This window comes from Pelorhabdus rhamnosifermentans (genome assembly GCF_018835585.1).
GTDB classification, from domain to species: domain Bacteria; phylum Bacillota; class Negativicutes; order UMGS1260; family UMGS1260; genus Pelorhabdus; species Pelorhabdus rhamnosifermentans.
Genome location: NZ_JAHGVE010000001.1, coordinates 368591 through 379396 on the forward strand (window position 1 = coordinate 368591; position 10806 = coordinate 379396).

At 36.4% G+C, this 10806-nt stretch carries 9 protein-coding genes; 7 read left to right on the forward strand and 2 right to left on the reverse strand.

What is annotated here, in order from left to right; genetic code table 11:
- Nucleotides 1–54: 54 nt before the first annotated feature.
- The 5 genes from Ga0466249_RS01800 to Ga0466249_RS01820 all read left to right on the forward strand — a co-directional run bounded on the left by Ga0466249_RS01800 (nt 55) and on the right by Ga0466249_RS01820 (nt 5133).
- Nucleotides 55–873, forward strand: coding sequence for a hypothetical protein (locus Ga0466249_RS01800; protein WP_215827720.1), 819 nt, complete (start codon nt 55–57; stop codon nt 871–873).
- Between the two features lie 245 nt (nt 874–1118).
- Nucleotides 1119–1547 carry an RNA polymerase sigma factor gene (locus tag Ga0466249_RS01805; protein WP_215827721.1) on the forward strand — a complete coding sequence of 143 codons (429 nt, stop codon included), beginning with the start codon at nt 1119–1121 and terminating at the stop codon, nt 1545–1547.
- A gap of 96 nt (nt 1548–1643) precedes the next feature.
- Nucleotides 1644–2789, forward strand: coding sequence for a LamG domain-containing protein (locus Ga0466249_RS01810; protein WP_215827722.1), 1146 nt, complete (start codon nt 1644–1646; stop codon nt 2787–2789).
- A 592-nt stretch (nt 2790–3381) separates the two neighbouring features.
- A complete protein-coding gene (locus Ga0466249_RS01815) occupies nt 3382–4032 on the forward strand; it encodes a hypothetical protein (RefSeq protein ID WP_215827723.1) in 651 nt (216 codons plus the stop codon).
- A gap of 9 nt (nt 4033–4041) precedes the next feature.
- A complete protein-coding gene (locus Ga0466249_RS01820; protein WP_215827724.1) occupies nt 4042–5133 on the forward strand; it encodes an LptF/LptG family permease in 1092 nt (363 codons plus the stop codon).
- A 326-nt stretch (nt 5134–5459) separates the two neighbouring features.
- Here Ga0466249_RS01820 and Ga0466249_RS26955 read toward each other — a convergent pair whose 3' ends face one another.
- The gene (locus tag Ga0466249_RS26955; protein ID WP_281422554.1) at nt 5460–5582 is read right to left on the reverse strand and encodes a hypothetical protein; all 123 of its coding nucleotides are present in this window, start codon (nt 5580–5582) and stop codon (nt 5460–5462) included.
- A 922-nt stretch (nt 5583–6504) separates the two neighbouring features.
- On the opposite strand from Ga0466249_RS26955, the gene Ga0466249_RS01825 reads away from it, so the two are divergent.
- Nucleotides 6505–7509: a glycosyltransferase family 4 protein gene (locus Ga0466249_RS01825; RefSeq protein WP_215827725.1), complete on the forward strand. Its 1005-nt coding sequence runs from the start codon at nt 6505–6507 to the stop codon at nt 7507–7509.
- A 12-nt stretch (nt 7510–7521) separates the two neighbouring features.
- Here the strand turns inward: Ga0466249_RS01825 and Ga0466249_RS01830 are convergent, their stop codons facing one another.
- Nucleotides 7522–8460, reverse strand: a complete 939-nt coding sequence (locus Ga0466249_RS01830; protein ID WP_215827726.1) for a glycoside hydrolase family 130 protein — start codon at nt 8458–8460, stop codon at nt 7522–7524.
- Between the two features lie 1330 nt (nt 8461–9790).
- On the opposite strand from Ga0466249_RS01830, the gene Ga0466249_RS01835 reads away from it, so the two are divergent.
- Nucleotides 9791–10786: a SagB/ThcOx family dehydrogenase gene (locus Ga0466249_RS01835; protein ID WP_215827727.1), complete on the forward strand. Its 996-nt coding sequence runs from the start codon at nt 9791–9793 to the stop codon at nt 10784–10786.
- The last annotated feature ends 20 nt before the right edge of the window (nt 10787–10806 follow it).

The following is a 10806-nucleotide window of genomic DNA, read 5'->3' on the forward strand; positions in this document are numbered from 1 at the left end:
TAGACTGCTTGCGTTGTAATAGCAAAATTATGATATGGGAGAGTAAGTTTATAAATGACGAAATTTGAGAAAAGTATTGCAATAGGTAATTTAATAGTACAAATTTTATCATTGATAGTGCTGGGGTACATTGGTCACGTGACAAGTACATATACTAAAGATCAAGCCATATATACTGAAGAACAGGCTCGTGTAGCAAAGCTACAAAATCAACCTTCTTTTAAATGGTCGGATTCTACGCAAAAAGATGAGCGTTTTGGCGAAATAAGATTTAAAGAATTATATAATGAAGGTCAAGAAATTAATAGCATTGAAAACATTTATGTTTTACGATTCTATTCTATAAAAGAAAAGGGGGAAAATGTAAAATTAATTCCAATAATTTTTAGAAATGCAAATACCTATGATCCTAATATGCATTTTGACCAGTTTGTTGGTAAAGGATTCGTCACGGCTATATATGCTAGTAGTTTTCCTTATGATAATAATAGTCAGTTATCTTCGATGAGTGGTGAAAAAGAACAATTACTACGAAGAATCTTAATTGAAGCTGGATTGGCATCTAAAACTGCCATTATACAAAGTAATGTATTTTTCGTTATTGATTATCAAGATATCTTCTATGAAAGGCATAAGAAATTATATGGATGGATAAATGGTAATGATAACCGTAATTATGATATTAATAATAATCCTATATTTATAGAAACTTTACTTGATTCATATGATGCATTGTTGAATAAGGATTTATTTATATTTTTTGAAGATGTAAATGAACAATATTTAATAGATGGTCAAAATCTAAAAAAAATAGAAGGAATTCTTAAGCAAAGTGGCATTAATACGGGTAAAAACAGTATATTGTCCATTTAAGAATCAAGCATACGCTCGGTGGAAGGCTTTAGTTATTATGAAAATAGACTTGTTTTCGCTGTTATACCCGATACGGAGAACCGTATCACTGGTAACGGCGAAAAATAACTTTGTAATATAAGTAGATACAATAATAGTCGAAGTTCCTGCAGAATGTTCTAATAATTTGCAGGAACTTTGTATTTGTATGGTAAATTATTAGTTGTGACATTAATAGGACTATTAGACTCTGGAGAACCGTCCCCGTGAGTTCTTGGAATAAATCAGACGATGAAAAAGCTGAAGCATGGCTGGCAGTTGTTGAAGCGTTTGCAACATATGACAAAGACAAAGGGGTGCGATTGCCGGGATACGTTGAAAGTCGTGTTAAATACGCCGTATGGAATAAGATTAAAAAGGAACAGCGATATGCTAATAATGAAAACATTGAAAGCTGTTTTGAATCACGACCAGATTATGAAGATGTAGCCGAAGTAGTAGAGTTAAAGCTATTACGGGAAAGACTTTGTAAGGTGTTGAGCGAACTGACAATTAAACAGCGGCAAGCGATAGTAAAAACAATAGTTTTAGGATACAGCCTGACGGAATATGCCCATGAATTGGGGATTACACCGCAGGCTGTATTTAATTTGCGAAAATGTGGTTTAACCCGTTTAAAAAAGATACTGGCATGAATGTATATAAGTGAAAGCCGATATACAGGATACACACACTTGAAATAAGAGGTCCGTGGATATGTCGGTTTCAAAAAAATATTTGGAGGTAATAAAATGGCAGCAGATGACAAATATACAGTATCATTATTACATTTTGATGGAGGCATTACAGACGAAAGCGGAAAAGTATGGACTGCTAGAGGCGGGGCGGCTGTGAGTACAGCCCAAAGTAAATTTGGGGGTAGCTCATTATATTTAAATGGTACAAACCAATACTTAACTACACCTAGTAGTACAGATTTTGACTTCGGTACTGGAGACTTCACTGTTGATTGGTGGGAGTATAGAACATTATCAACGGATCAAACATTCATTATAACTGGTACAACACAAACATTTGCTTTTGGATTGTGTACATTTAATATCGTACGTTGCTTATTATCGTCTAATAACAGTGCCTGGGATATTGCTGACTATAAATCAATGGGAACGGTTATTTTAAACAATTGGACTCACTATGCCGCAGTACGTAAAGGAAATACTTTTTATACTTTTCAAAATGGAAGTTTAATAAGTACTTGGACATCTACTTTATCAATTGCTAACGTCACAGGAGCAACATTTATAGGAAGTGGGGGAGCATCTTATTATTATCAAGGTTATATAGATGAACTCCGTATATCTAAGGGTATTGCCCGATGGACATCAGACTTTACTCCTCCAACGGCACCTTATTCACCAGGGACAATGGTAAATGTCCCAACCAACCTCGTTGCCACCGCAGGAGATTCCCAAGTATCGCTTTCATGGGCAGAAGTAACCGGTGCAACTGGCTACAACGTCAAACATGCGACTACAGCAGGCGGCCCATATACTACCGTAGGTGCAAATGTATCGACTAGTAATTATGTAGATACAGCCGTAACAAACGGCACCACCTACTATTATGTGGTAACAGCCGTAAATGCCGATGGTGAAAGCGCTAATTCGAATGAAGCGTCTGCAACACCAGCAAAACAAGTGACGCCTCCTTCTTCGGATGGAAATGTACTGTTGCAAGTCACCATGATTGATTCGAGTGATCGAGAATTTCAATTGTCTGCTACAGAAATTGATGGTTTTGTTAACTGGTACAATCATCATTCAAGTACGGATACGGCAAGCTATTCGTTAAACAAAAATATTGGTATTCAAGGGAGTAAAGAGTATTTAGCTTTTGAAAAGATCATCAGCTTCGATGTTATGCCGCTTACGAAATAACTGTTGGTGCCAGGTTGATGGTGCCGTTATAATATAAATCCCGCTCTTAGCGTAATGCTAGGGGCGGGATTTTTTGTTCCAAGAGGTTTTATTATTTTTACTAGGATTTTTTTCCTATTGTTTTAAAATGGGTATCAAATATAATATTGTTAAAATAAATCTGAAGATTTACAACATCTTCACACCTTTTTAATGCCGGGACTTCTACCTCGGCATTGAAACAAAGAAGGCTCATTCTTCGGCAGATTGATATGCTCCCCCACTTAAAGGAGACAGTTCAGATACTGGGGAATGAGCCTTTCCTCCTAACTCTTTAAAATAAAATGAATTTCAAATGTTTCATTGTTATATTAAATATGCGGAATTAATCTATCTGCCTCCGATTTATCTATGGGTGTACGGAGAATATGCCCATAGACACAGAATTCCCTATCTCGGTTTAGGCCGGGGTAGGGATTTATTGTTTAGCTACCAGAAAATATATTATGATAGCTTAAAACTTGTGTAAATATTATTAATGTGGTATTATATGGAATATAGCAACTGACTGTATAGTCAGTTGCTATAGGTTAAGCATGGAAGGTGTGTCTATATGTTAGAAAAATTTGCCTATTTACGGCTGACAACGTGTACTTTGGTTTTATTGATTGTTCTTGGTATTGCTTTAATCGGCGGTATAGTTTTGCCGGCTTCGTGGGGAGAAGAGAATAGTCCAATAGAATGGACGCAAGTAATTATATTAAGTTTTGTGTGTTTAACCACTATCATGGCAAGAATTTACGGGATAGGTACGTTAGTCAGTCGTAAATTGTTTTTGTGGTCAACGCCTATTTGGATGACTGCAATTGGTAGAGAATTAAGCTGGGGGCGGGTTCTTTACGTCGATTCAACAGGACATTTTATTAAATTAACCAATCTTTGGTACGGTTCGTATGTTCATTTTTTCATAGCCTGTGAGCTTATTATTACTATTTTGGGATTATTAAATTATGGATTAATAACAGAAATACGAAATTGGATACATCATGGAACTATACCGCTCTTGGAATTGTTAATCGCATTTAGTGCTGGAATTGTTGCCACAATGGTCGAGCATTATAGTTTTGGGATTTTTGGACCAAACGGGGAGCTGTTTGAAGAGTTAGCGGAATTGGTGTGTTATAGTGGTTTGCTATTACTTATGATAGATTTGGGATTTAATAAAAAAATTCAACCTACTCTGGGTGAAAATGTTAGTTTGTAGGAGAATTTTATGCGGATACTTGATAAGTATATTCTTCGAGAGTTACTTGGCACATTTATTTTCGGCATTGCGGTTTTTTCCAGTTTGTTTATCGGAACAGGCACTCTGTTTCGGCTTGCCAGGTATATGACGAAATATGGTGCATCGATGTTCATGGTGACAAAACTTTTTGTGTATAGTCTTCCGGGCATTGTGGTGCTTACTTTTCCCATGAGCATGCTACTGGCTTCATTGCTTTCATTCGGTCGGTTGTCTGGATCAAGTGAAATTACGGCCATGCGTTCCGGTGGTATCAGTTTCTATCGACTTACGCTACCGGTTTTTTGTGTGGCGTTTGGTGTGAGTATTTTTGCTGTGGCATTTAATGAACTGGTTGTACCTCAGGCCAATTTAGCGTACGATAACCTTGTATATTATGAAATTGAAAAGAATACGGAGCCGAAATTGCAAGAACATATTATTATTAAAGATATTGAGCAAGGAAATGTGCAGCGATTGACTTATGCTAGGCGTTATGATGCCGCAACAAATTCTATGATTGGTCTGATGGTGCAGGAATTTGGAAACGGGGAGCTGGTTCGGGTGGAAAATGCCGAGAGCGCCAATTGGCATGAAAACAAATGGGTAATGCATAACGGAACGATTCATGACTTTTCATCTGAAAGACCAACGGAAATAAATGCTGTGCAGTTTAAGGAACAGGTTTTATCGCTCAATAAAGATCCTAAAGCGATTACCCTTGGGCAAAAAAAGATGAAGGAAATGTCAATTCCAGAACTTAAGCAAGAAATCAGTATACTTCACAATCAGTATGTATCGACTAGCGATTATGAAGTAGAACTTCACCAACGAATTTCGATTCCTATGGCCAGCTTGGTTTTTGCTATGATTGGTGCGCCGTTGGGGGTGCAGCCTCACCGTTCGAGTTCATCCATTGGACTAGGAATCAGCATCATTATTATTTTTATTTATTATGCCATTATGACGCTGATGGCATCACTAGGGCAGGTGGGGACGATTCCCGCCATTCTAGCTGCGTGGTTACCTAATATAATCGGCATACTTGTAGGATTTTATCTGGTTCACAAGGCGTCGCGCTAGAATACTGGAAGGCGATTTATTGGAATTGAAAAAGGAAAAGAGTATGCTGCAGTTGCAGAAAAACGTTTGAGCGCATAATTGAGGACCATTCTGGCTGATTGCTGGAATGAGTCCTTCTTCCTATTTTTTGAAATATATTGTATTTAATACCTTACGCAGTTATACTGAAGGTGAACTAGGGAATAATATATATTTTTTATTGCGCAGCAGGGGCTGCGCTTTTTTATTTAATGCGTACTTGCAACAAAAAAGCCTCCAACTATTTTGATGGAGGCTTTATCAGTAACGTACGCTCTTCTGCTTGTCCACTTTTATTTCAGCCGAATTTAATCGGCTTTTTGCATTTGTTCGATTGTCTTACGAATCATTACTTCCAAAAAGAATTCGGGTAGTTCGTAACCCTCTGGCGGTTTGGATATTACTCTGTATGGCGGTTGCTTTTTTGGCATGTTGATTTGCTCCTTTCGTACTGTTTCGATGACTATTTATTTGCAAAATAAAATGTATAATACTATATTTTGTGAAAACGTCCTGCAAACTATTAACAAAATAGTATTTTATTTGATGGTGGGAAGCCTGTATTAAATATTCTAACGGTTGACAGCATATTGCCATTCTAAAAATGAAATGCTTTGGTTTTGACGGTGTTCCCCTCGCCTCCACCAATTAAATCCGGATTTCTTTACAAAAATAGGAAATGGCTATTTGTCTAGTAATGGACAAATAGCCGTTTTTGGCGTTTGAATGGTGTGTCTAGATTTGTGTTCGCCAATATTTATGAATTGGTGAATTATCATAAATACTTTCGATTAATGACTTGCGGGGGCGGCTCCGGCGAGTCATTTTTTTAGATTAGCCGTTTAACTCGATACGGAGAACCATAACATTAGTAACAGTGCGAATTAATACCCCTTATCCACAAATAAAGTGGATAAGGGGTATTTTGACTTTAATGTTTTGCTCATTTGCTGATATAGCTCTTTAAAGCATCGTTGACGATTTTTGATTGGCTCATTCCTGAATTACGTAACATTTGCAGGTCAGCATATGCATATACATCATTTTCTAAATATAGGCAATTCGACGGTGGCGGTCTTCTAAACTGTCCTGTTTAACCGGAGCTTTGTTCTGTATGATGACTACATGTCTAAATTTCGCGCATATCAGCATTAAGGTGCTATTTCCATCTGAAAATGTTCCAATGACTCGACTTCTCCGACGGACCTACCGATTCAACAATGCATCTTTGGTATTTGGCCGTTAATGAATAGAGGCTTCACTCTTGGCTCTGCCGAAGTTCTTATAATATCAAATATAGATAGTCGGAGAGGTTTCCAAGAAAATTTTTAATGAAGTGGGGGATTTTTTAATATGAAAGTTGCAATAATTTCACCAATTGCGTGGAGGACACCACCGCGGCATTATGGTCCTTGGGAAAGAGTAGTTTCATTATTGGCAGAAGGACTTGTTAAAGAGAATATTGATGTAACACTTTATGCTACTGGCGATTCACTAACGACTGCTAAGCTTCGAAGTGTATGCAAAGCACCTTATGAAGAAGACCGTGAGCTGGATGCTAAGGTTTGGGAATCTTTGCATATTTCCGAAGTCATGGAGCAGGCAAATGAATTTGACATTATACACAATAATTACGATTTCTTACCGCTGACTTATAGTGGACTAATCAAAACTCCCATGGTAACAACAATACATGGCTTTTCTTCGCCGAAAATCCTACCTGTTTATAAAAAATATAATAAAAAAACACACTATGTTTCCATCAGTAATGCTGATAGAAATGGGGAACTTGATTATATAAAGACGGTATACCATGGTATAGATATAGAGAAATTTACCTTAAACAAAGAATGGGGTGATTATTTAGTCTATTTTGGCAGAATACATCCAGACAAAGGCACTAGAGAGGCCATACAAGTTGCTAAAATGGCAAAAATGAAACTCGTTATTGCTGGCATTATTCAGGATCAATCTTATTATGAAAAGTATGTAGAGCCATATCTTAGTGATGAGGTTTGTTACATTGGATCAGTAGGTCCTGAGGAAAGAAATAAAGTGTTAGGTAATGCCTATGCATTATTACATCCAATTCATTTTAACGAGCCATTTGGTCTTAGTATAGTTGAAGCAATGGCGTGTGGGACACCCGTCATTGCCTTTAATAGAGGTTCTATGCCTGAAATTATTCAAGAGGGCATTAATGGGTTTATTGTATCTAGCGTAGAGGAAATGGCTGGGAAGATTAAAGAGGTCATGAATATTTCACGCGAAGTTTGTCGCAAAACTGTCGAATGTAGATTTACACAGGAAAAAATGGTAAAAGAATATATTGAAGTGTATAAAGAAATATTGAAATAGCAGCAGATTATTTTATGGTAGGGCCGGTCGGTTATGATTTAGGCAAAGACTTATAAGGTCGTCTATTTTGGCAGTTCCTACGCACATGACAGAATCGGCGGCACCCCAATAAATTTTAACAGTACCATTTTCTTCAAGAATAGCTCCACAGGTAAAAATCACATTATGAACATATCCTGTTACTTCCCACGGATCTTCCGGTTGTAGAATCCAGCTGTCGCCGACTCCGAGAATGATCGCAGGATTATCTAGTTTGTGTAAGGCGACGCCTAGCCGATAAATTGCTCCATCCATGGTGGGAAAGACACCGTGATAAATAGAAAGCCAACCTTGGTCAGTTTTGATGGGCGTTGCTCCGGGGCCAATTTTCATTTGATCCCAGTGATAGGGTACAGGCATCATGATTAACTCCGATTCTCCCCAATAGATTAAGTCTTTTGAATAACTAATCCATATTGCCCAGGGAGAAATTTCAGAGTGTGGTCGATCAAGGCGTATATATCTACCGTTTATTTTTTCGGGGAAAAGAACAACATTGCGGTAGTCAGCTTCGGTGATTAGCGAGATGCGTTCTATGGATTTAAAATCTATTGTTTTTGCCAACCCGATTCGAACTCCATGTTTTGAATAAGCACTGTAAGTGATGTAGTATTCACCTTCTATGCATGAAATCCGAGGATCTTCCACGCCGAAAGCTTCATACTCTTTGAAAATTTCCTCTGTTGCAGGAGTCATAAAAGGTTTGTCATGTACGGTAAAAGAGTACCCGTCATTGCTTTCTGCTAATCCAATAATCGAGCGTCCTGTATCGAGGTGAGAACGAAACAGCATGTAGTATTTTTCCTGATATTTTGCTACTCCGGCGTTATGCACGGTGTGGACGGCGTAAGGAACATCTTTTTTTGTTAATATTGGATTTCCCCTATAACGTTTTACAATAGGTCCTTCCATGGTTGATGTCCTCCTTGTTTATGTGTCTCTATATTGGGTTTATTATACTATGATGCCTAACTTAAATGGACAATTATTTGAGGAAACTGGGGCTAGCTTGATTTTGTTGTAATCGATGCTAAACTACCTATAATAATCGGATGAAAATCCTCACAAAAAACGTATAATCCTCTCAGAGGGAGAGGATTACATGGTATAGTGGGTCAAGCATATCGGGTCAAACAGTGAAAAAGTTGGATTTGCAAGGTGATTGCTCGCCTCCACCAGTCAAGCGCAAAACGAAATGTAACCCCAGGGAAGGTTTCCTCAACTTAATAATTAGAAATTCTCGATTCGCGCCCTGTTTTGGCTAAAGTCGGTGGTTTTAAAAAGGAAGGTACTCTGTAGTTGTAAGTTTCGTTCTTCTGATGTTGATGCCAAAGTTGGCAGTATTACCCTGAGTTAGGATTAGGGTTTTGATTTTAAAAATTTTTTACATAAAATAGATAAAATGTAAATTAGAGCATAATATATTATATTAGTGATATTGTATAACATTATATGTTATGGTGTAGTTGTTGCTTAAAAATAACCGATTTTCTACGAAAATGACGTATTTGAATAATTGAATAATAACATACCTATAATTTATAATTATAGTATGTTGGTAAATTGATTTTGTAATACATAATGTTGAATTATCATAGTTGATGTTAAAAATAGGGTAATTGATTGGTATTCAAGATTTATCGTTGGCTGATCTATCAGTAACACGCTTCAATCTGACTTCGTCACTCGAATAGTAGAAACTGCCATAAAGGCTTATGGTAAGCCTGAAATCATCAACAGTGAGAGAGGGCCCCCTGATTCGGACTATTTTTCCGACAATAAGGCGGCTGTTTAATAACCATAAAATCGAAGAAGGACTTATTTTAGAAAACTTAACTTCGCGTCTTGACAAGCGCGGACAACTGGAAAATAGATCAGTAGGCTGACTGAAGAACAGAAGCCGACACAACTAATAGGTTGTGTCGGCTTTTTATATGGGTCACTTCATGAAAAGGAGTATAAGATTCCGTAACGGCAGAACTGTTACCATCCGCAAAGTAAATATTTTTTTTAACAGCGATAAGAAATATTTATAAATGGGGTAGAGAGGAATAAGTATAGTTCCCTCCCCATTGGATCATATTTTTGCATTTTCACTGCCGCCTTATACTTTTATAGGTAATTGTACACTTAAGGGATGTTCTAATTTTATGGGATCATTATAGTTTTTATGCTCGACAACTTTCTTTAAAGATTCAATATCAGCCTTGCGATTGTCAAATGAATTTAAACGGAGGAAACTATGAGTAATGAAATAAATTCAAAAACATATTACTGGTCACCTTCTGTCCATTGGAACATAATCAATAATGAACTTAAAATTGAAACACTTGTATATCCGCAAGAGTATATAAGCTTTTTCCCAAAACTTTACTTTTATACACAACGTGGCTGTACATTAGATGATTTAATTAATAAATTCCCGGAAAATATAACAAATAAATTAAAAAATTTTCTAAGAGATTTAATAAGAAAAAAAATTTTGGTTTGCTCTTTGTTAACGCCGCAGGAATTGTATTATCCGCAAAATCGTTTATTTAAAAATAAATATAACAATAATATATTATTTGATCCCGCAGAATACGAAAAATTCAAAAATATACAATTAAATAGAAACCTTGGACAATCAATAAAGACCAAGATACAACTAAATAATAAAGAATTGCCTAAGGTTATACGTAATCGAAGAACGTATAGAATTTTTGATGAAAAAGTTCTGTTGTTCAAAGATTTTGGGAACTTGTTATCAATATTTAAACAAAATAGAGTCGGTAGTAATATAACTTATTTTTATGCAAGTGCGGGTGGTCTATATCCAATGGATATTTATATTTATGTTAAACATAATCGGATTGAAAGATTGAAACAAGGATTTTATTACTATAACCCGGTCAAAAATGCCCTCTATCTAATAAATGATAAAGGAATTATTTCCGAAAATGCACATTATCGTAATAATAAAAAGATATTTAAATCTTCCGCTTTTTCCCTTTTTTTTATTTATAATGCGGAAGTAACTATGCCTAAATATCTGGGAATGGGGTACTTTTTTGCCAGTATAGATACTGGTGTTATGGTAGCAACATTAACTCAAGTTGCTGAAATGTATAATATCGGATTGTGTTCAATAGGAGATATGAATTTTAGCAAAATTGAAGAATATTTTAACTTGAATGAAAATCAGTTGTTTATACATGCTGTTGAATGTGGACTTAAGCCAACTGAAAGTATCAATTAAAATTGCGCTATTGATACATC

Excerpts from the sequence above, each read along its gene's own strand:
- Ga0466249_RS01820 (WP_215827724.1), top strand. The coding sequence starts at position 4,042 with ATGCGGATACTTGATAAGTATATTCTTCGAGAGTTACTTGGCACATTT.
- Ga0466249_RS01825 (WP_215827725.1), top strand. The coding sequence starts at position 6,505 with ATGAAAGTTGCAATAATTTCACCAATTGCGTGGAGGACACCACCGCGG.
- Ga0466249_RS01810 (WP_215827722.1), top strand. The coding sequence starts at position 1,644 with ATGGCAGCAGATGACAAATATACAGTATCATTATTACATTTTGATGGA.
- Ga0466249_RS01800 (WP_215827720.1), top strand. The coding sequence starts at position 55 with ATGACGAAATTTGAGAAAAGTATTGCAATAGGTAATTTAATAGTACAA.
- Ga0466249_RS01830 (WP_215827726.1), bottom strand. The coding sequence starts at position 8,460 with ATGGAAGGACCTATTGTAAAACGTTATAGGGGAAATCCAATATTAACA.
- Ga0466249_RS26955 (WP_281422554.1), bottom strand. The coding sequence starts at position 5,582 with ATGCCAAAAAAGCAACCGCCATACAGAGTAATATCCAAACCGCCAGAG.
- Ga0466249_RS01815 (WP_215827723.1), top strand. The coding sequence starts at position 3,382 with ATGTTAGAAAAATTTGCCTATTTACGGCTGACAACGTGTACTTTGGTT.
- Ga0466249_RS01835 (WP_215827727.1), top strand. The coding sequence starts at position 9,791 with ATGAGTAATGAAATAAATTCAAAAACATATTACTGGTCACCTTCTGTC.